12 protein-coding genes and 1 riboswitch are annotated in these 20,697 nt (G+C 68.9%); of the genes, 10 read left to right on the forward strand and 2 right to left on the reverse strand.

Features of this window, described 5'->3' with window-relative positions; all coding sequences use genetic code 11:
- Window positions 1-53: 53 nt before the first annotated feature.
- Both J2S45_RS03430 and J2S45_RS03435 read right to left on the reverse strand, forming a co-directional pair.
- Window positions 54-1,673: an alpha/beta hydrolase gene (locus tag J2S45_RS03430; RefSeq protein ID WP_307634551.1), complete on the reverse strand. Its 1,620-nt coding sequence runs from the start codon at window positions 1,671-1,673 to the stop codon at window positions 54-56.
- A 92-nt stretch (window positions 1,674-1,765) separates the two neighbouring features.
- Window positions 1,766-1,924: a hypothetical protein gene (locus J2S45_RS03435; RefSeq protein ID WP_307634552.1), complete on the reverse strand. Its 159-nt coding sequence runs from the start codon at window positions 1,922-1,924 to the stop codon at window positions 1,766-1,768.
- 360 nt (window positions 1,925-2,284) lie between these two features.
- Between J2S45_RS03435 and J2S45_RS03440 the strand changes: the two genes are divergently transcribed.
- From J2S45_RS03440 to J2S45_RS03485, 10 genes are all read left to right on the forward strand, one after another.
- Window positions 2,285-3,088: a biotin--[acetyl-CoA-carboxylase] ligase gene (locus J2S45_RS03440; protein ID WP_270974741.1), complete on the forward strand. Its 804-nt coding sequence runs from the start codon at window positions 2,285-2,287 to the stop codon at window positions 3,086-3,088.
- The gene (locus tag J2S45_RS03445) at window positions 3,085-4,851 is read left to right on the forward strand and encodes an ATP-binding protein (protein WP_270974739.1); all 1,767 of its coding nucleotides are present in this window, start codon (window positions 3,085-3,087) and stop codon (window positions 4,849-4,851) included. The genes J2S45_RS03440 and J2S45_RS03445 overlap by 4 nt, the downstream gene beginning before the upstream one ends.
- A 2-nt stretch (window positions 4,852-4,853) precedes the next feature.
- Window positions 4,854-6,440 (forward strand): acyl-CoA carboxylase subunit beta, encoded by a 1,587-nt coding sequence (locus tag J2S45_RS03450; protein WP_307634553.1) that lies wholly within the window; start codon window positions 4,854-4,856, stop codon window positions 6,438-6,440.
- Between the two features lie 12 nt (window positions 6,441-6,452).
- Window positions 6,453-15,506: a polyketide synthase gene (locus J2S45_RS03455; protein WP_307634554.1), complete on the forward strand. Its 9,054-nt coding sequence runs from the start codon at window positions 6,453-6,455 to the stop codon at window positions 15,504-15,506.
- Window positions 15,499-15,906: a holo-ACP synthase AcpS gene (gene acpS, locus J2S45_RS03460; RefSeq protein WP_270974735.1), complete on the forward strand. Its 408-nt coding sequence runs from the start codon at window positions 15,499-15,501 to the stop codon at window positions 15,904-15,906. The genes J2S45_RS03455 and acpS overlap by 8 nt, the downstream gene beginning before the upstream one ends.
- Window positions 15,907-15,915: 9 nt before the next feature.
- Complete coding sequence (locus tag J2S45_RS03465) at window positions 15,916-16,491, forward strand: biotin transporter BioY (RefSeq protein ID WP_307634555.1); 576 nt, start codon at window positions 15,916-15,918, stop codon at window positions 16,489-16,491.
- A 78-nt stretch (window positions 16,492-16,569) separates the two neighbouring features.
- Complete coding sequence (gene purU, locus J2S45_RS03470) at window positions 16,570-17,415, forward strand: formyltetrahydrofolate deformylase (protein ID WP_270974732.1); 846 nt, start codon at window positions 16,570-16,572, stop codon at window positions 17,413-17,415.
- A gap of 90 nt (window positions 17,416-17,505) precedes the next feature.
- Window positions 17,506-17,588: riboswitch (ZMP/ZTP riboswitch) on the forward strand.
- A gap of 37 nt (window positions 17,589-17,625) precedes the next feature.
- Window positions 17,626-18,912 (forward strand): serine hydroxymethyltransferase, encoded by a 1,287-nt coding sequence (gene glyA / locus J2S45_RS03475; RefSeq protein WP_307634556.1) that lies wholly within the window; start codon window positions 17,626-17,628, stop codon window positions 18,910-18,912.
- A complete protein-coding gene (locus tag J2S45_RS03480; protein WP_296932881.1) occupies window positions 18,909-19,796 on the forward strand; it encodes a tetrahydrofolate dehydrogenase/cyclohydrolase catalytic domain-containing protein in 888 nt (295 codons plus the stop codon). Before glyA ends, J2S45_RS03480 begins: the two co-directional genes overlap by 4 nt.
- Before the next feature lie 73 nt (window positions 19,797-19,869).
- Complete coding sequence (locus tag J2S45_RS03485) at window positions 19,870-20,697, forward strand: exodeoxyribonuclease III (protein WP_307634557.1); 828 nt, start codon at window positions 19,870-19,872, stop codon at window positions 20,695-20,697.

A 20,697-nucleotide genomic window follows, 5' to 3' on the forward strand; every position in this document is an offset into this window, starting at 1 on the left:
ATATCTCCAGGGGCCGGACGCTTGTGTCGGCTCGAACGGGAGCTGGCGTTGGGCTACATGCCCTGCTCGCCCTCGACGGAGTCGGCCTGACAGACGAGGCCGTCCTTCGGGCTGGTGCCGTCGACGAGGTAGTCGGTGACAGCCTTGTCGATGCACGCCGAGCGCCCGGAGAAGGAAGCTCCGTGACCGGCGGAGTCAAGCGTGATGAACGAGGCGTTGCCGAGCTGTTGTGCCAGCTCCTTGCTGTGTTCGTACGGGGTGGCGTGATCGCCGGTGATGCCGATGACGAGGAGCTTGGTCTTCGTGTCGGCCGCGTTGAACGACGTGGTGAAGTCGGAGCCCGTGGAGGCCAAGGTCGTGCAGTCGAAATCAAGCAAGTCAGAGAGCACGGCGTCGGTGACCTCCGGGCCGCCAAGGTATTCGGGCACGCCGACCTTCTTCATATGCTCGATAAGGTCTTCCACATCTTGGGTCTTCGGCGTCGAGGGGCATACCACGAGCTGGCCCGCGGTATCGATCGCGGCGCCGCCGTCGGCGACCTTCGCCGCGACCTCGTCGGTGGCCGCCTGGTCGCCGTTCTTCGCCCGGCCGAGGAGGTCAAGCGAGCTAGCTGGATCGCCGTAGAGGGCGGAGGAGATGAAGTCTCGCATCTCCTTGCCGGTGATGTGCGTGCCGTCGCTAGCCTTGAGCGGTTCCTCGTCCAGCTTCTTGCGAAGGTCGATGAGCTCACGCTCGGAGGTAAACGGGCACGTGACCGGCGTTCCCTCGACGGTGAGCATCGACGTGCACGACTCGGCAAGGCCGGCCGCCGCCTTCGCAGAGGCGACGGCTTGATCGTAGTTGTGAATGAGGCTGGACCACTGGGCGGTTTCGGCCGAATCGAGGACCATCCGCCCGGCCTTGTCGGGGAAGATGGAGGCGTAGGTGGCGCCGAGCATGGTGCCGTAGGAGTATCCGATGTAATCGAGACGATCGCCGCCGGCGAGGACGCGCAGCAGCTCCATGTCACGGGCCACTTGGGAGGTGCCCATGTAGGCCGAGATCGGATACTTTTTCGCGCACTCGGCTAGCTGCACGGCGTGGATGGTGGAGGTGGAATCGCAGGTAACGGGGGTGGACTTGCCAATGCCACGCGGATCGAAGCCCCACAGCGTGTGGTTCTTCAGCACCGAGTCGAAGTTCTTGTCGGTGACCATGACCATAGCGTGCGAAATGCCGGCGATGCCGGGGCCGCCGGGGTTGGTAAACAGCGGGACGGAGTCCTTCGATCCGCCGTTGTTAAAGCGAGTGACCGCGAGGGTGGCGGTCCGCTCGTCGGAGGGGTCGGCCCAGTTGAGGGGGACCTGCACGGCGCCACACTCAAACGCGGCGGGATCCTTGCCGGCCTCCTTGATCATGCCTGAAATCTCGTCGTCCAGACCATCCTCGGCCGTACACGGCCTCCAAGTGATGTCCTGCTTGTAGAACTTCTCGAAGGACTTTTGCTGCCAGGCGGCATCGAGCTGGCGCGAGGTCACGTCGGTGGCCGTCTCTCCGGCGCCCGGCGCGGCGGTGGCCCCGCTGGGCGATGGGCTGGCAAGCTCGGGCGTCGAGCACGCGCTAAGCGCACCGACGGCGAGGGCAGAGGCGGATAGGAAGGTCACAAGCTTGCGCTTAGATCTAGCAAGATTCATCTTTCTCCTCATTTTCCAGGTTTCGTCAGGTCTAGGTCTCCTCGTGGCAGTCGGCGCCACTGGGTGCGCCTCGCCTTCGACGAGGTGGTTTGCTACGGTCTTGTCCGCTCGCGACGACCGAGCGGCGAGGGGCGGCTGGCGAGAAGGGCGGTCATGGGCGCCAGCGTCGCATCGCCGTGGCGGGAGGCGCGCTCGATGGCATCCGTGCGCGGGGTCGCGTGATCGTCTGCGTTGGCCCTTGGTGGGGTCACGAGCCTCCCTTTCGTGCAGCGCCGTGTGGTCACTGCGGTCGCTGTAACAAGTCCGTGCTTCCATACTCTGCCCGAGCCGGTGGCGCCCGTGTAGATCCCAGGGCTGACTTCGGCCGCAGAGGGATGCGCTCGCGGACGGATCGGGGCTGCGCAGGGGACGGGGAAGTGGCCAATGCGTGGCGCGGGCGGCGGGTGCGGCCTATGCCGTGGGGTGTCGCAACACGCACAAGTTACGGTTTAGTAACAATGATCACGAACACCTCTATTTTTCCGCTTTGTCGCGCCGCTGGCGGCCAGGATAGACGCCCGACACGCCGCTAACTTACCCTACCGTTCGGTAACTTACGCTAGTCTGTCCCCATGACTGGCCACGTTGACCACCGACGCAGCGTCACGTCCACCCAGGACGTGCTGCGCACCCTCACGCGGGCGCCGCACCTGACGACGATCCGCGCCGACCTCCAGACCCGCGGCCGCGGCCGCCTTGGCCGCACGTGGGAGTCGGGTGCAGGACGCTCGCTCATGGCCTCCACGCTTCTGGTTCTTCCCGACACCCCCGCGCTACGCGACTGTGGTGGCTTCCTCACGCTCATCGGCGCTCTGTCCGTGCGCGCGGCTCTCGCCACACTCCACGCGCCCGCGCAGGTCAAGTTCCCCAACGACGTCGTCATCGGCGGGCGCAAGATCAGCGGCGTTCTCGGGGAGTTCTTCGCCGACATGTCCCAGCTGCGGGGCCGGCTGTGCGCTGCGATCGGCGTGGGGGTGAACGTCTACCAGGAGGGCGCGGAGCTCGTCGAGGACGCAACCTCGCTCGCCGACGCCGGCCTGCTGCCCGACGCCGCCGACCCCGCCGGCCTTATCCTCGACCGCTACCTCGCCGAACTCGAAGCTCGCGTGTCGGCCTTCGCCGCCGACCCCGCCGCGCCTGCGACCGCTCCCGTCATCGGCGACATCAACGCCCACCTCGCCCAGCGTGGCCAGCGGGTGAGCGTGGCGGGACGCACCGGCGTCGTGAGCGAAGTCGCCTCGCACGGCGAGCTCGTCCTCACGGACGCCGCGCCGACCCCCGCCGGCGGACCCGCCGGGCGGCCCACCTCGCGGGTCTACCCCCACGAGGTGGCCATGTTCATCGAGCACAACTCGCAAAAGAAAGGACCGCAATGAAGATCCTCATCGCCAACCGCTCTGAGATCGCCCTGCGGGTTATCCGAACGGCCACGGAGCTCGGCATCGACACCGTGGTCGGCTACGCGGACGCCGATGCGGCCACCCCGTTCACTCGCGCGGCCGGCGAGGCCTACTCGCTCGGCGGCGACACCCTCACCGAGACCTACATGAACGGCGAGAAGCTGATCGACCTTGCGCGTACCACCGGGGCCGACGCCGTCCATCCCGGCTACGGCTTCCTCTCCGAGAGCCCGGAGTTCGCCGAAGCGGTCGCGGCCGCGGGCCTGACCTGGATCGGCCCGTCGCCGAAGACGCTGCGTGCGCTCGGGGACAAGATCGACGCGCGCCAGCTGGCCGAGCGGGTGGGTGTCCAGCCAGTGCCCGGAATCTCGCAGCAGATCACGGGCCGAGCTGAAGTTGAGGACTTCGTGGCCCGCTGGGGTTACCCGATCGTGACGAAGAAGGCCGACGGCGGCGGCGGGCGTGGCATCACCATCATTCGGGAAAACGACGACCTCGACCACTTCTTCCAAGCTGCCGGTCCCGCCCCGCAGGGCGTCTTCGTTGAAAAGTTCCTCGAAAATGCGCGGCACGTGGAGACCCAGTGCATGCGCGATGCCCGCGGCAACTTCGCGGTCGTCTCCACGCGCGACTGCTCGGTCCAGCGCCGCAATCAGAAACTCATCGAAGAGGCCCCCGCGCCGGGCCTGACAGCCCAGCAGGAGGCGACCCTCGAGCGATGGTCGCGCGCCCTGTTCGAGGGTGCCGGCTTCGTCGGCCTCGGCACGTGCGAGTTCCTGGTGGGCGATGAGATCTTCTTCCTCGAGGTCAATCCGCGCCTGCAGGTGGAGCACACGGTCTCCGAGGAGGTCACCGGGCTTGACCTCGTTGCCGAGCAGATCCGCATCGCCCGCGGCGAGAGCATCAGCCCGGTCCCGCCGGCGCGTGGCCACTCCTTCGAGTTCCGCATCACGTGCGAGGACCCGGCGCGTGACATGCAGCCCTCGCAGGGCGCCATCACGGGCCTCACCTGGCCGCTCGGTCACGGCGTGCGGGTCGAAACCGGGGTCGCCCCCGGCGACGTCGTCGCCTCCAGCTTCGATTCGATGCTCGCCAAGATCATCGTCACGGCACCCACGCGCGAGGCCGCCATCGCCCGCTCCCTGCGCGCGCTCGGTGAATTCCGCTTGGACGGCCTAGCTACGCCCGTCCAGCTCTACCGCGACATCATCACCCACCCCGACTTCGCCGCGCTCGGCTACTCGACGCGGTGGTTCGAGGAATCCTTCCTCCCGGCCTGGAACGCCGAGCGGGAGACCCGCCCGATCCACCACGCGGGCTCGGCACACCAACCCGCGCCCGCAGAATCGGCCGCCGAACGGCAGACCTTCACCATCGAGATCGACGGGCGCCAGATGACCCTCACCGTCCCCAAGGCCCTGTTCGCCACCGGGACGCCCCAGGCGGTGCGCCCCCAGCCACTGCGCCGGGCCGCCCGCTCCCGCGCGGTCGAACAGAACGGGGAGGCTGCCAGCGGTGACGTGCGTTCGCCGATCCAGGCGATCGTCGTGCGGGTGGTCACCGAGCCCGGCGCCGTCGTCGCCGAGGGAGACCTGCTGGTGGTGTTGGAGTCCATGAAGATGGAGAGCTACGTCTACGCGCCGCTGGCGGGCAGGGTCGAGCGGATCGCCGTGCAGGCCGGCTCGAACGTGGCGGCCGGGACCGAGCTGCTCACCATCGCCCCCGAGAGAAAGGAGTGAGAATGTCCCATTTTGTTGACGAATCCCTCACGATTGACACCACCTCGCGTGAGGTCGACCGGGAGGCCTTCATTGCCTACGCGCAGGCGCTGTCGGCGTGTGCCGAAGAGAAGGCGCTCGAGCGCCAGCATGCCAAGTCCAAGCTCACGGCCCGCGAGCGCATCGCCGCCCTCCTCGACGAGGGGAGTTTTTCAGAGATCGGTCAGTTCGTGGGCGGAAACGTGGCGCAGGGCTTCACGGGCGCGGCGGTCGTGTGCGGGCTGGGAACGATCGGCGGGCGCCGCGTGGCGGTCTACGCCCAAGATTTCTCGGTCCAGGGCGGCACTCTCGGTGAGGCTGAGGGCAACAAGATCATCGCCACGATCGACAAGGCGTTGGCCTTGCGCATCCCCGTGATCGGCATCATGGATTCGGGAGGGGCGCGCATCCAGGACGGGGTGGTCGCGCTCGGTCAATACGGGCGCATCTTCAAGCGCACGTGCGCCGCCTCAGGCGTCATCCCGCAGATCTCGCTCATCCTGGGCCCGTGCGCCGGGGGAGCGGTTTACTCCCCGGCGCTGACCGACTTCATCATCATGACGGCCGACACCTCGCACATGTTCGTCACCGGCCCGGACGTGGTGCGGGCGACGACGGGCGAGGACGTGTCTTTTGCCGACCTCGGCGGGGCACAGGTGCACAACTTCCAGTCCGGCGTGGCCCACTACCTGGCCGAGGACGAGGAGGACGCGCTCGACTACACTCGCACCCTGCTCACCTACCTGCCCGCCAATTGCGAGGACCAGGTCCCCTCCTACGACTACGATCCCGCCCTCGCTCCTGCCCCGCCCGTGGACCTTTCGGCTCTCGTGCCGGAGTCGACGAAGGTGCCCTACGACGTCGTGGAGGTGATCGAAGCGATCGTCGACTACGGCGAGTTCGTGCAGATCCAGGAGTTTTTCGCCCGCAACATTGTGGTCGGTTTCGCCTGCATCGAGGGCCAATCCGTGGGGATCGTAGCCAACCAGCCGCTCCACGACGCCGGCACTCTCGACGTGGACGCCTCGGAGAAGGCGGCCCGCTTCGTGCAGTTTTGCGACGCGTTCAAGATCCCCGTGGTCACGCTCGTGGACGTGCCCGGCTATCGGCCCGGAACCGAGCAGGAGCAGGCGGGCATCATCCGCCGCGGCGCGAAGCTCATCTGGTCCTACGCCACGGCCTCGGTGCCGCTGGTGACGGTGATCCTGCGCAAGGCCTACGGAGGGGCCTACATCGTGATGGGATCGAAGTCGCTCGGCGGGGACCTCGTCTACGCCTGGCCCGGCGCCGAGATTGCGGTGCTCGGGGCCGACGGCGCGGTGTCGATTGTCCACCGCCGCGAGCTCAGGGCCGCCGAGGCGGAGGGCCGCGGCGCCGAGGTGTTCGCCGAGCTGTCCGCCCAGTACACCCGCGACAACGTCAACCCCTACCTCTCTGTGGCCCGCGGCGAGCTCGACGGCATCATCGCCCCGAGCCGTACCCGCGCCACCATCGCGTCCTCGCTCGAGGCTCTCCAGTCCAAGACCACCATCCACACGGGCCCCGCCCGTCACGGCAATATGCCGATGTAGCCCAGGAGAAACATGTACAAGCTTCATACCCCCTACGTCCTCCAGTTCGCCGGCCAGGCCACCCCGTGGCGCGCGGCCCTGATCGAGGTGGCCGAAGACCCGGCGATCCATGACGCCCTCGAGGACCTTCAGGCCCGCGCCGAGGAGCTGCTTTCCCCGGTGCTGCCCGAGCTGACCCGCATCTGCGCCGGCCCGCTCGACCTGCTGTCGACCACCTCGCACGAGGCCTTCGCCTCCGTGCCCGGCATCCTGCTCGCCCAGTACGGCTCCTATCTCGATCTTTCCCCTGACGCGCAGCCGCAGGCGGTGGTCGGCCACTCGCAGGGCGTGCTCGCCGTCCGGATGCTCGCCTCCGAGCACAAGGCCCACGTGCTCGCCCTCGCCCGGCTCATCGGCGCCGCAGCCACTCAGGTCACCCGTGCCGAGGGCGGGGCCCGCTTCGGCGAGCTGACCCCGATGCTGGCCGTTCGCGACGTGCCCGAGCCGGTGCTGGCCGAGCTCGCCTCGCGTCACGGTGCCCAGATCGCCATCCGCAACACGGCCAACTCCTTCACCCTCTCCGGCATGCCCGCAGACCTCGATGCTGTGCGCCGGGATCTGGCGGCGCTCGCCGAGGCCGAGGCCAAGGCCCGAGCGGAGAAGACAATCGGCGGCGCTGCTCTCAACCCGATCACGGAGTTCCTCGACGTGTCGGCACCGTTCCACTCCGACCTGCTTGCGCCCGCGCTCGAGCAGGTGCTCGCCTGGGTGCGCGCCTGCGGTTGGGCCGACGACGCCGAGGGCCCGGTTCGCGCCGAGGGCCAGGGCGGCGACGGCCAGGGCGGGGATCACCCCATCCACATGGCTGACGTGGAGCGCCTCGCCGCCGCCGTCCTGACCGATCGCCTCGACTGGGATCAGGTCTTCGGCGAAGCGACGATGGGCGCCGACTGGGTGGTTGACCTCGGGCCGGGTAGGAGCCTTGCGCGGATCACTCGGGACAACGTGCGCGGGCGGGGCATCGGCGTCGTGAACGCCGGTTCGGCCGAGGCGCGCGACGCGCTCGCCACGAAGGATGCTTGGGTCCCGGGCGAGGACTGGTCCGACTTCGCCCCGCGGCTCGTCACCATCGACGACGGGCGGGTGGTGGTCGACACCCGTTTCACGCGCCTGACCGGACGGGCTCCCGTACTCCTCGCGGGTATGACGCCCACCACCGTCGAGCCGGAGATCGTGGCCGCAGCCGCGAACGCCGGCTACTGGGTTGAGATGGCCGGAGGCGGGCAGGTCACCGAGCAGGTGTTCGAGAAAAACCTCGCCGGGCTTGTAGCCGGGCTTGAGCCGGGCCGCACTGCCCAGTTCAACGCCATGTTCATGGACCGCTACCTGTGGAACCTGCAGTTTGGAACCCAACACATCGTCTCCCGCCACCGCCAGAGCGGCGCCCCGCTCGACGGCGTCGTCATCTCGGCAGGCATCCCCGAGACTGAGGAGGGCGTGGAGCTCGTGGAGCGCCTGCGGGCGGAGGGCTTCACCTACGTTGCCTTCAAGCCCGGAACGATCGGGCAAATCCGTCAGGTGCTCAAGATCGCGCGTGCAACTACGGCTCCGGTCCTCATCATGGTCGAGGATGGGCACGCCGGCGGCCACCACTCGTGGGAGGACCTCGACCAGTTGCTGCTCGCCACCTATGCCGAGATCCGAGCCCAGGACAACACGGTGCTCATCGTCGGCGGCGGCCTAGGCGTACCCGAACGTGCCGCCGCCTTCCTCACGGGCACGTGGGCACTCGAGCACGGCTCGGTGCCGATGCCCGTCGATGCGATCATGATCGGCACCGCCGCCATGACGGCGCGCGAGGCCAAGACCAACGACGACGTCAAGCAGCTCCTCGTCGACACCCCCGGCGTTCCCGTGGAGCGTAACGCCGGCTGGGTTGGGCAAGGCGCCGTCGACGGTGGGGTCACTTCCGGCCTGTCGCACCTGTTGGCTGACATGTACGAGATCGAGAACTCGGCCTCGCGGGCCGCCCGGCTGATCGTCGAGGTTGCCTCCGACCCCGAGGCCCTGGTGGAGCGGCGCGAGGAGATCATTGCGGCGATCGACGCCACCGCCAAGCCCTACTTCGGTGACCTGGAAGACATGACGTACGCCAAGGTCCTGCGCCGCTTCGCGCAGCTCACCTACCCGTTTGCCGACCCGTCGTGGGCCCAGCGCTTCTTCGAGCTGGCCCAGCGCGTGGAGGCCCGCCTCTCGCCGATGGATTCGGGAGAGCTGATCTCGATGTTCGACGGCGTGGATGACGTCGCCGATCCATTTGCGGCGATCGAGAAGATCGTGGCCGCCTACCCCGATGCGGAGCGCGTGGAGGTGACCACCTTCGACGCGGCCTGGTTTGTAGAGCTGTGCCGCAAGTACCCCAAGCCGGTGCCCTTCGTGCCGATCATCGACGCTGACCTGCTGCGTTCGTGGGGTACGGACGGCCTGTGGCAGTCCCAGGACCCGCGCTACACCGCCGACCAGGTGCGCATCATCCCGGGCCCGGTGTCGGTGGCGGGCATCACCACCGTGGACGAGCCAGTGGCCACCATCCTGGCCCGCTACGAGGACGCCGCGATCGACGCGCTTGGCGGGCAAGCGGACGAGCGGCGCTTCTCCCGAGCGTTCGCCACGGTGACGGACTACCTGCGTGGGGCAGAGAACATCTCCTGGCACGGCCACGTCATCACCAACCCTGCCCGCGTGGTCGACGACTACGACATCCTGCCCACCGACCGTGGCTACGACATGGTCATTCACCTCGACACGCTGTGGGACGGCACGGAGGCGAGCCAGCACGCGGTGCGCGAGCTGCGCCTGCCCTTGCGCATCCCGGCCGGTGCCTCCACCGGCGCGATCCCGCTGGTTGACGACGAGGATCTGCCTGCGGCCATGTTTGCCCTGCTCGCGGCTACGGCCGGGGTGGGGGCGGACAACGTGCTCGGCGACCACATCGGCGAGCTGCCGGCCATCACCGCCTCCGCCGACTCGCAGTTCGGCGAGGCCCACTACCGCTTCTCGCTCCGCCCCGAGCTTGGCACCCTCCACGCCGGCGTGACGGCCGACCTGCCCCAGAGCTACCGGCTCGCTCCGATCGTGCCCTCGGCTGTGCTCGGCATGTGCTGGCCCTCCATATACGCCGCCCTCGGGTCGGCCTTCGTTGGGGACTACCCCGTCATCGAGGGCCTCCTCAACGCCGTCCACCTCGACCACACCGAGGACCTCGACACCGACCGGCTCGCGGGCCTGACCCACCTCGATGCCCGCTCCCGTTGCACGTCGCTGACCGAGTCGAGTTCGGGCCGCGTCGTCGTCGTGGAAACGGAGCTGAGCCACGACGGGCAGCGCGTCGGCGCGTTCATCGAACGCTTCGCGATCCGCGGAAGGGTATTCGGCACCGAACTACCCGCCGACCCGCCCTACGCCGGTGGGGTCGAGCGCGAGATTATCGACACCCCGCGCTCACTGCTGCGCCGCGTCACCGTCACGGCCCCGGCGGACATGACGCCGTTCGCCATGGTCTCCGGTGACTACAACCCCATCCACACCTCCTATCGGGCCGCGAAGGTGGCCGGCATGGACGCGCCGCTCGTGCACGGAATGTGGCTGTGCGCCGCCGCCCAACACGCCGTCAGCGCCGGCGACGAAGACGGCAAACGCTGGCACATCGCCGGGTGGACGTACCGCATGTACGGCACCGTGGAGCTGAACGACGAGGTGGAAATCAGCATCGAGCGGGTGGGAGCCGTCGAGGGCGGCGGACTCATCCTCGAAGTGACCTGCCGGGTGAACAAGAACGTCGTCTCCGTCGCCTCCGCACACGTGCGCCCGGCTCTCACCGCCTACGTCTACCCAGGCCAGGGCGTGCAGAGCCAGGGTATGTCCCTCGAGGAGCGCGGCTCCTCGCCGGCGGCTCGCGAGGTGTGGGAACGCGCCGACGCCCACACCCACTCCGCCCTCGACTTTTCGATCCTCGCCATCGTGCGTGACAACCCCACCGAGATCACCGCCGGCGGCGTGACCTATCGCCACCCGCAGGGCGTGCTCAACCTGACCCAGTTCACCCAGGTGGCGCTCGCGACCGTCGCCTTCGCCCAGACCGCGCGCCTGCGCGAGGCCGGGGTGCTCGTGGAGGGTGCCTACTTCGCCGGGCATTCGCTGGGCGAATACAACGCGCTATCGGCCTACGCGGGCATCTTCCCGCTCGAGACGGTCATCGAGATCGTCTTCCACCGCGGCTCGACGATGCACAACCTCGTGCCGCGAGACGCCGAGGGCCGTTCGAACTACCAGATGGGTGCCCTGCGCCCCAACCAGTTCGGGGTGGGCGACGCCGAGGTGGCGCGCTACGTGGCCTCCATCGCGCAGGCGAGCGGAGAGTTCATCGAGATCGTCAACTACAACCTCGCCGGCGAACAGTACTCGATCGCCGGAACGGTGGCGGGTCTGGCCGCGCTCGCGGCCGACGCCGAGCGGCGCGCCGCGCAGGCGGGCGGGCGCCGGCCCTTCATGCTCGTGCCCGGCATCGACGTTCCCTTCCATTCCAGCGTGCTTCGGGGAGGCGTGGAAGATTTCCGTGAGCTCTTGGCGCGTCTCCTGCCCCAGGAGATCGACCCGGCCGTGCTGGTCGGGCGCTACATCCCCAACCTCGTGGCACGCCCCTTCGAGCTCACGCCCGGCTTCCTCGACTCCATCCTCGAGGTGGTTCCCGCCGAATCGGTGCGGGATCTGCGCGAGCGCTGGGACGACCTCGACCTCACCTCGCAGGCCTCCTCCATCACCCGGCAACTGCTCGTCGAGCTGCTGGCTTGGCAGTTCGCGTCTCCCGTGCGCTGGATCGAGACGCAGGACTACCTATTCGGCCCGCGCCCGGGCGGGGCTGGCGTGGAGAGCTTCGTGGAGGTCGGCCTAGGGGCCGCGCCCACGCTGGCCAACCTTGCCGCCAAGACCCTCGCCCAGCCGCGACACGCCTCCGCCCAGGTGGCGGTGGCAAACGTCCAGCGCGACGCCGCCGCCGTCTACCTCACAGACCAGGCGACCGCACCCGAGGAGCCGAAGGAGGACGCCGCGGGCGAGGTTGGAAACGCCGAGGCTGCGGCGCCGGCCGCACCAGAGCCGGTACCGGCCGCGCCCGAGCCAGCCACGGTCGCAGCGGCCCCGACGGCGCCGGTGGAAGACCTGCCTTTCCTGGCTGCCGACGCGATCACGGTGCTGCTGGCGGAGTCGAACAAGATCGGCCTCGATCAGGTCGGCGCAGCGGACACGGTGGAGTCGCTGACCAACGGCGTGTCCTCCAAGCGCAACCAGGTGCTCATGGACATGTCCGCCGAGCTCGGCCTATCCGCCATCGACGGCGCAGCCGAGGCGAGCGTGAGCGAGTTGTCCGCCACCGTCAACAAGCTCGCCCACAACTACACGCCCTTCGGCCCGGTCCTGTCCGAAGTCATCAACGACCGTCTTCGCAAGCTGTTCGGCGCTGCCGGCGTCAAACCCGACCACGTGGCATCCCGCGTGCGCGAGGCGTGGGCGCTGGGGCAGGGCTGGAGCGCGTGGACGACGGCGATCGTCCTGCTCGAGACCCGCGAGGGCAAGTCCGCCCGCGGCGGGGAGCTGACCGGCCTGCCCGCCTCGCCCTCCACGCCCGCCGAGGTGGACGCGCTCATCGATTCAGCTGTGGAGCGCGTGGGCGCCCTGCATTCGGTGAACGTGGCCAAGCCCAGCGCCGCGGCCGCGGCGGGCGGCGTCGTGGATTCGGCGGCGCTGGACGCCTTCTCCTCGCACATCACCGCGATCCTGGCAGACAACGCCCGCGACCTGCTGGCCCGCCTCGGCGATGCCGCACCCGTGCCGGCCACCGACGCCAGCGACGAGGCCGTGATTGAGGCCGTGCGCGCCGAGCTTGGGGCGAACTGGGAGACGCGGGTCGCCCCCACCTTCTCCGCAAAGCGTGCCGTGTTGCTCAACGACCGATGGGCGAGCGCGCGCGAGGACCTCGCCCGCTTCGCCGCCGGCGCCGCCGAGTTGCCCGCCGAGACCAGCTTCGTGGCCACCGGCGCCGAGGTGGCCCGCCAGGCTGAATACTACGCGGACATCGCCACCTCCGACGCCGACCGGGTGCGCCTGCTCCAGGTGGCGGCCGTCGCCCGCGACGCAAGCGCCGGGGAGTTCTCCGGCCAGGTCGCGGTGGTCACTGGCATGACGCCCGAGTCGATCGGCGGCGCCGTCGTGGCGCGCCTGCTCGCCGGCGGGGCGACCGTCATCGCAACCGCCTCCCGGGTCGACCAGGCGCGCCTGCTCGCCGGGCGGAAGATCTACCGCGAAAACGCCCGCGGCGACGCCGCCCTGTGGCTCGTGCCCGCCAACCTCGCCTCCTACCGAGACATCGACGCGCTCGTTGACTGGATCGCCAACCCCGTGCGAGAAACGGTGGGCGGACTAAGCGTGGAGAAGAAACCGGCCATGATCCCCGATCTTCTCTTCCCCTTCGCAGCGCCGCGCGTGTTCGGCATGATGAGCGACGCCGGGGGAGAGGCGGAAATGCAGACCCGCCTCATGCTGTGGGGCCTGGAGCGCCTGCTCACCGGGCTCGCCGCCATCGGCGCGGACACCGTGGTCGGTCACCGCCTGCACGCCGTGCTGCCGGGCTCGCCCAACCGCGGAACCTTCGGCGGGGACGGCGCCTACGGCGAGGTCAAGGCGGCCCTCGACGCCGTCGTCGCCAAGTGGCACGTCGAGCCGTGGGCGCGCCGCGTGAGTCTGGCCCACGCCCGCATCGGGTGGGTTCGCGGCACCGGCCTCATGGGCGGCAATGACCCGCTGGTCGCGGCCGTCGAGGAGCGCGGGGTGCGCACCTGGTCCACCTCCGAGATCGCCGACGAGCTCATCGGCCTCGCCACCGCCGAGGCCCGCCAGCGCGCGGCCCTCGAGCCGATCGACGCCGACCTCACCGGCGGCCTGTCGAACGTCAACCTCGCCGAGCTCGCCCGACGCGTCGAGGCCGCGGCCCCCGCCGCGGAGGTCGAACCCACGCCGGGCACCATCTCAGCTCTGCCGCGCCCGCAGGTGGTGGACCTGCCCGCGTACGCGGACGTGTGGGCCTCGGGCACCGCCCGCCCGGAGGACACAATCGTCATCGTGGGCGTGGGGGAGGTCGGCCCGTGGGGCTCCGCTCGTACCCGGCGCGCCGCCGAGCTCGGCATCCAGGCTGACGGCGACGTCGAGCTGACCGCGGCAGGCGTGCTGGAGTTGGCCTGGATGACCGGCCTGCTCACCTGGCACGACTCGCCGAAGGCCGGCTGGTACGACACGCAGGACAACCTCGTGCCCGAGGAGGAGATCTTCGAGCGCTACCGCGACGAGGTAGTGGCCCGCTCCGGCATCCGCCGCCTCACCGACGACGGCCCCATCCAGGCCGGCGGCACGGTGGACATGGTGACCGTCTTCCTCGACAAACCCGTCACCTTTACGGTGGCCAGCGAGGCCGAGGCGCGCGCCTACGAGGCGGCCGACCCGCAGTTCACGGTCGTCGCCCCACCCGCACCGGGCGAGTCAGACTGGTCCGTGACTCGCGTCAAGGGCGCCACCTCGCTCGTTCCACGCAAGACCACCCTGTCCCGATACGTCGCGGGTCAGCTGCCCACCGACTTCGACCCCACCCGCTGGGGCATCCCGCAGTCGATGGTCGAGTCGGTGGACAAGATGGCGGTGTGGAACCTGCTGACCACGGTCGACGCCTTCATCTCCGCCGGCTTCACCCCGGCCGAGCTTCTCGCCCACGTTCACCCAGCCCTGGTCGGCTCCACCCAGGGCACCGGGTTCGGCGGCATGAGCTCGATGCGTAAGCTCTTCGTGGAACGCTTCCTCGGCGAGGACATCCCACAGGACATCCTCCAGGAGACATTGGCCAACGTCGTGGCGGCACACACCATGCAGTCCTACGTCGGCGGTTACGGATCGATGGTCCAGCCGGTGGCAGCCTGCGCCTCGGCCGCCGTCTCGCTCGAGGAGGGCGTGGACAAAATCGTCACAGGCAAGGCAACGTTCGTGGTCACCGGCGCGATCGACGACCTTTCGGTGGAGTCCCTCGAAGGCTTCGGCTCCATGAACGCGACCGCGGACTCCGCCTCGCTCGAAGCCCAAGGCATCGCGGATCGATTCTTCTCCCGCGCCGGCGACCTTCGCCGCGGCGGCTTCGTGGAGGCGATGGGCGGCGGCACCGTCCTCATCGCCCGCGGCGACCTCGCCCTCGAGATGGGCCTGCCCGTCTACGGCGTGGTCGGATACGTCCAGACCTTTGCCGACGGCGCCCACACCTCCATCCCCGCACCCGGGCTCGGCGCGCTCGCGGCCGGACTCGGCGGGAAGAATTCCCGGCTTGCCAACCAGCTGGGCGCGCTGGGGGTGAGCGCCGATGACATCGCCGTCCTGTCCAAGCACGACACCTCCACCAATGCCAACGATCCCAACGAGGCCGAGCTACACGTCCGCCTTGCCCGAGCGCTCGGGCGAGGCGCGGGTAACCCGCTGCACGTCATCTCCCAGAAGACGTTGACCGGGCATTCGAAGGGTGGTGCCGCGCTGTTCCAGATCGCCGGGCTGACCCAGGTTCTGGCCACCGGCGTGGTGCCGGGCAACCGTTCGCTCGACAACCTCGATCCCGTGTTTGCCGAGGACCCGTTCCTCGTGTGGCTGCGCGAGCCGCTCGATCTGGGGCGGCGCGGCCAGATCAAGGCGGCGCTGGCCACCTCGCTCGGCTTTGGCCACGTCTCCTCGCTCATGGCGATCGTCCATCCGGGCGCCTTCGAGGCCGCGATCGAGCGCGCACACGGGCGCGACGCCGCCGACGCGTGGCGGGTGCGGGCGCAGGCCCGTCTCAAGGACGGCGCCCGCCACCTCGAGCAGGGCATGGTGGGCAACCGGGCCCTCTTTGAGCCGATCACCTCGCGCCGCTTCGCGCAGCAGGGGACCGGCTACGACCCCCACGAGGTCGAGGCTGCCATGCTCCTCGATCCGGCGGCCCGGCTCGGGGCGGATGGCCTGTATGCCTAGCCGTCCCGGGCTGGGTGTGGACCTGGTCCACATCCCCACCTTTGCCGAGCAGCTCGCTGCGCCGGGTACGCGCATGGCCCGGGTCTTTTCCGGGGCCGAGATGCGCGCTGCCCGGCGCCGGGCCCAGGCCACCGGCGCTGGTCTCGCCTATCACCTGGCCGCCCGCTGGGCGGGAAAGGAGGCCTTCATCAAGGCGTGGTCCTCGGCGCTCATCGGGCAGGGGCCCGCGATTGGTGAACAGGACCTCAACCTTGCGGAGGTCCAGGTTCTGTCCGACCCTTACCAGCGCCCCTACATCGCCCTGAGCGGCGTCGTCAAGGAGGCCTTCGGCGACGCCGACGGCGTCCTCATCTCCCTGTCCCACGATGGCGACTACGCCATCGCCGTCTGCCAACTCTAAGGAACACCTATGCACCCGACATCTTCTTCCACCTCAACGCCCGCCGCAGCAACCCTGCGCTCGAGCCGAGCCGGCATCGCCCGCAACGCGTTGACGATCGGCGCTGGCGTCGTCGTGCTCGCGATCGCCGCCCAGCTCGCGATTCCGTTCAAGCCCGTCCCCGTGACGATGCAGACTCTCGCGGTCGTGCTCGTCGGGTGGGCGCTCGGCGGCGGGCGCGGCCTGACCGCCGTCAGCCTCTACGGCGCGCTCGGCGTGGCCGGCCTGCCCATCCTCTCGGCCGGGACGGCGGGGATCAGCCCGTCCACGGGTTACCTGGTGGGCTTCATCTTCTCCGCCGCTTTAGTCGGCAAGATGAACGCGCGCCGGCCGCTCTCGGGCCTGCGAGCCCTGGCTGTCTTCGCCATCGCGCTGGCCCTGCCCTACCTCCCCGGCCTCATCTGGCTTTCGGCGTCCACCGGCGTTGGCGCGCCCTGGTCGGTGCAGGTCCTCTCCCTCGGCCTGACTCCGTTCATCCCCGGCGACCTCATGAAGCTGGTGGCGGCCGCCGGGGTGGCAACCGGCTGGAGGGCGCTGCGTCGCTAGGCGCCAATAGCGCCGCGGGGGCCGTCCGAGCTTCGGCCGGATTGCGCCCCCGTTGCCGCATTGTCCTATCCTGTTGGAATGAGCGAGGACCTTATCCTGACCGTGAAGTGCCCCGACAAGCCGGGCATCACCTACGCCATCACCGGCCTGCTTGCCTCCGTAGGCGGCAACATCATGGAATCCCAGCAGTTTAACGACGCCGCCTCGGGCTACTTCTTCGTCCGCATCCGGGCCCGCGTGCCCGGCGGCAAGGCCACGATCGAGGCCGCCTTCGCCCAGCTCGCGGCGAACCACCAGATGACCTATCAGCTGTCCGAGGCCGACGTGCCCGTGCGCACGCTCGTCATGGTCACGAAGGACGCCCACTGCCTGTCAGACCTGCTCTCGAAGAATCGTGAGGGGCTGGCGCCGATCGACATCGTCGGCGTCGTGGGCAACCACGACACGCTCAAGCCGCTGGCCGACTTCTACAACAAGCGCTTCATCCACATCCCCATCAGCGCCGAGACCAAGGAACAGGCCGAGGACGAGCTACTGCGGCTTATCGAGGACGAGGGGGTCGAGCTCGTGGTGCTCGCTCGCTACATGCAGATCCTTTCCCCGCGGCTGTGCGAGCGCCTGGCCGGTAACGTCATCAACATCCACCACTCCTTCCTGCCGTCGTTCAAGGGCGCCCGCCCCTACCACCAGGCCTTCTTACGAGGGGTCAAGCTCATCGGCGCCACCGCCCACTACGTCACCTCCGACCTCGACGAGGGGCCGATCATCGAGCAGGACGTCGTCCGCGTCGCCCACGACGACGACGAGCGCGAGCTTCGCGCCAAGGGCGCCGAGGTCGAGCGTCAGGTTCTTTCCCGCGCGGTCAAGTGGCATGCCGAGCACCGGATCCTCATGAACGGCAATCGTACGGTCATCTTTTCCTAAGGCCCGCCGATAGGGTGGCGTTCGCGCACCAAGACGCTCAGTCTCACTGCTCGTACCGTTAGGGTGAGCGCTTCGGGAGCTGGGGTAAACTGACCGCGTCGCGACTGGCGCGGGTGGTCACCACCGGGGAGCGGCACAGAATTGATCGCGGGTCGTCCGCCTGGGCACGCGGTCTTATTGGGCCTGCGGGCCAGATATGAGGAGATTCTGATGACCGACCTTTTCAACCAGTCGCTTCGCGACCTCGACCCGGATATCGCCAAGGTTCTCGACCAGGAGCTGAATCGCCAGCGCGAACAGCTTGAGATGATCGCCTCCGAGAACTTCGTGCCGCGCGCCGTTCTTCAGGCACAGGGTTCGGTGTTGACCAACAAGTACGCCGAGGGCTACCCCGGAAAGCGTTACTACGGCGGGTGCGAGTTCGTCGACGTCGCCGAGTCGCTCGCGATCGAGCGCGCCAAGGCCCTCTTCGACGCCGAGTACGCCAACGTCCAGCCGCACTCCGGCGCGCAGGCCAACGCCGCCGTCTACCACGCCCTCCTCACCCCGGGGGACACGATCATGGGCCTTGAGCTATCCCACGGCGGTCACCTCACCCACGGGATGAAGATCAACTTCTCGGGCAAGAACTACAATGTTGTTTCCTACGGCGTCTCGCCGGAAACCTACCTCATCGATATGGACGACGTGCGGGCTAAGGCCCTCGAGCACAAGCCGAAGTTGATCATCGCGGGCTGGTCGGCCTACCCGCGTCACCTGGACTTCCAGGCCTTCCGCGACATCGCCGACGAGGTCGGCGCCTACCTGTGGGTGGACATGGCGCACTTTGCCGGCTTGGTGGCCGCGGGCCTGCACCCGAACCCGGTGCCCTACGCCGACGTCGTCACCACCACGATCCACAAGACCATCGGTGGGCCGCGCTCGGGCATGATCCTCTCCCGCGACGCCGAGCGCTTCGGGCGCAAGCTCAACTCGGCCGTCTTCCCCGGCCAGCAGGGTGGCCCGCTCATGCATGTGATCGCCGCGAAGGCCGTGGCGCTGAAGATCGCGGCAACCGAGGAGTTCAAGGACCGCCAGCGCCGCACGCTCGAGGGCGCGAAGATCCTCGCCGAGCGCCTCGCCCAGCCCGACGTGGCGGGCAAGGGCATCGCGGTTGTCTCCGGCGGAACCGACGTCCACCTCGTGCTCGTCGATCTGCGCGACGCAGAGCTCAACGGCAAGGAGGGGGAGGACCTCCTCCACGAGGTTGGTATCACGATCAACCGCAACACCGTCCCCTTCGACCCGCGTCCGGCAACCGTCACCTCCGGCCTGCGTATCGGCACGCCCGCCCTAGCCACCCGCGGCTTTGGAACCAACGAGTTCCGCGAGGTCGCCGACGTGATCGCCACCGCCCTGCGCGACGGCAAGGGCGCCGACATCCCGGCGCTGCGAGCCCGAACCGCCAAGCTCGCCGCGGACTTCCCGCTGTACGAAGGGTTGGACCAGTTCGCATGATCCTCATGGACGGAAACGCCACCGCGGCCTCCATTAAGAAGGAGGTGGCCGCGCGGACGGCGGAGTTACGCGAGCGTGGCGTGGTGCTCGGGCTGGGCACTATCCTCGTCGGCGACGACCCCGGTTCGAAGATCTACGTGGACGCCAAACACCGCGACTGCGCCGAGGTCGGCATCCAGTCGCTACGCATCGAGTTGCCGCGAGAGGCGAGCACGCAGGACGTGCTCGCCGCCGTCGCCCACTTTAACCAGGCGTCGGCCGTGACCGGCTTCATTGTCCAACTCCCGTTGCCCCCGCAGTGCGACACGGAGCGGATTGTCGAGGCCATCTGGCCCGCGAAGGATGTTGACGGGCTGAGCCCGCTCAACGTCGGCCGCCTGGCCTCCACCTCGCGTGGCGAGTTGCCCACCCCGATCGCCTGCACCCCGCGTGGCATCGTCGAGCTCGGCTGCCGCCACGGTGTGCAGTGGGAGGGCGCCGTCGTGTGCGTGGTCGGCCAGGGGCAGACCGCAGGGCGTCCGCTCTCGCTCCTGCTCACCCACGAGAAGATTGGCTCCACCGTCATTTCCTGCCACATCGGCACCCGGGACCTCGCCCGGCACACGCGGGAGGCCGACGTCGTCGTGGCCGCGGCCGGCGTGCCGGGGCTCATCGGGGTCGACATGGTCAAGCCCGGAGCGGCCGTCTTCGACGTGGGAGTCACCCGCAGGCGCGATCCGGCAACGGGCAAGAACAAGATCATCGGCGACGTCGACCCGGCGGTGCGCGAGGTTGCCGGCTACTTCTCGCCCAACCCGGGCGGGGTGGGGCCGATGACGCGCGCGACGCTCCTGCTCAACGTGGTCGAGGCCGGGGAGAAGGCCGCGGCCGAGATGGGGCGTTAGCTACGGGCGTAGCGGGCGGCCCGCCCCTGCGAATGAGGCATCCAGCCCGTACACTTGGGGCGAAGGAGGTCGCATGCTTGTCGCCACAGTCAACGTCAACGGGATTCGCGCCGCCGCACGCAAGGGCATGGGGGAGTGGATCGATGCCACAGATGCGGACGTCATCTTGTTCCAGGAGGTGCGCGCGCCCGAGGATCTGGCCGCCGGCCTGATCGGTGATCGCTACCGGGTGATCCAGCAGGCATCCGTCCTCAAGGGGCGCGCCGGCGTTGCGGTCGCGGTCAAGGCGGACTATGAGCTGGGGCCAACGCGCCTCGGCCTGCAAGCGGGCCTGGCCCCGGCTGACGCTACGCTCGCCGAGCCGCCGGTGGACACCGGGCGCTGGGTGGAGGTGGACGTGCCCGCTCTGGACACCACCTTCGTCTCGGCCTACCTGCATTCCGGGGTGGCGGACAATGCCGAGAAGATGGCGGCCAAGTACGCCCACCTCGATCGGGTCACGCAGCGCCTCGACGAGCTTCGCTCCGACCGCCCGCTCGCCCACGTGCTCGTGGCGGGGGACTTTAACATCGTCCACACCCCTCTCGACATCAAGAACTGGAAGCCCAACCACAACAAGACCGCCGGCGTGCTCGATCGGGAGATCGCCTATCTCGACCGGTGGTTCGAGGATTATGTCGATACCCAGCGCCGGCTCGTGGGCGAGGTGCAGGGTCCCTACACGTGGTGGTCCCAGCGCGGGAAGGCCTTCGATAACGACGCCGGATGGCGCATCGACTACCAGATGACCAGCCCGGATCTGGCGGCGCTCGCCGTCGATGCGCGGGTGGATCGGGCAAGCCAATACGCAAAGCGCTGGTCTGACCACGCGCCGCTCGTGGTGACCTACCGGGGAGAATAA

The sequence above is a fragment of the Trueperella abortisuis genome (genome assembly GCF_030811095.1).
Taxonomy (GTDB): Bacteria; Actinomycetota; Actinomycetes; order Actinomycetales; family Actinomycetaceae; genus Trueperella; species Trueperella abortisuis.

Excerpts from the sequence above, each read along its gene's own strand:
- J2S45_RS03430 (WP_307634551.1), bottom strand. The coding sequence starts at position 1,673 with ATGAATCTTGCTAGATCTAAGCGCAAGCTTGTGACCTTCCTATCCGCC.
- J2S45_RS03440 (WP_270974741.1), top strand. The coding sequence starts at position 2,285 with ATGACTGGCCACGTTGACCACCGACGCAGCGTCACGTCCACCCAGGAC.
- acpS (WP_270974735.1), top strand. The coding sequence starts at position 15,499 with ATGCCTAGCCGTCCCGGGCTGGGTGTGGACCTGGTCCACATCCCCACC.
- J2S45_RS03480 (WP_296932881.1), top strand. The coding sequence starts at position 18,909 with ATGATCCTCATGGACGGAAACGCCACCGCGGCCTCCATTAAGAAGGAG.
- J2S45_RS03485 (WP_307634557.1), top strand. The coding sequence starts at position 19,870 with ATGCTTGTCGCCACAGTCAACGTCAACGGGATTCGCGCCGCCGCACGC.
- purU (WP_270974732.1), top strand. The coding sequence starts at position 16,570 with ATGAGCGAGGACCTTATCCTGACCGTGAAGTGCCCCGACAAGCCGGGC.
- J2S45_RS03445 (WP_270974739.1), top strand. The coding sequence starts at position 3,085 with ATGAAGATCCTCATCGCCAACCGCTCTGAGATCGCCCTGCGGGTTATC.
- J2S45_RS03455 (WP_307634554.1), top strand. The coding sequence starts at position 6,453 with ATGTACAAGCTTCATACCCCCTACGTCCTCCAGTTCGCCGGCCAGGCC.
- J2S45_RS03465 (WP_307634555.1), top strand. The coding sequence starts at position 15,916 with ATGCACCCGACATCTTCTTCCACCTCAACGCCCGCCGCAGCAACCCTG.
- glyA (WP_307634556.1), top strand. The coding sequence starts at position 17,626 with ATGACCGACCTTTTCAACCAGTCGCTTCGCGACCTCGACCCGGATATC.
- J2S45_RS03450 (WP_307634553.1), top strand. The coding sequence starts at position 4,854 with ATGTCCCATTTTGTTGACGAATCCCTCACGATTGACACCACCTCGCGT.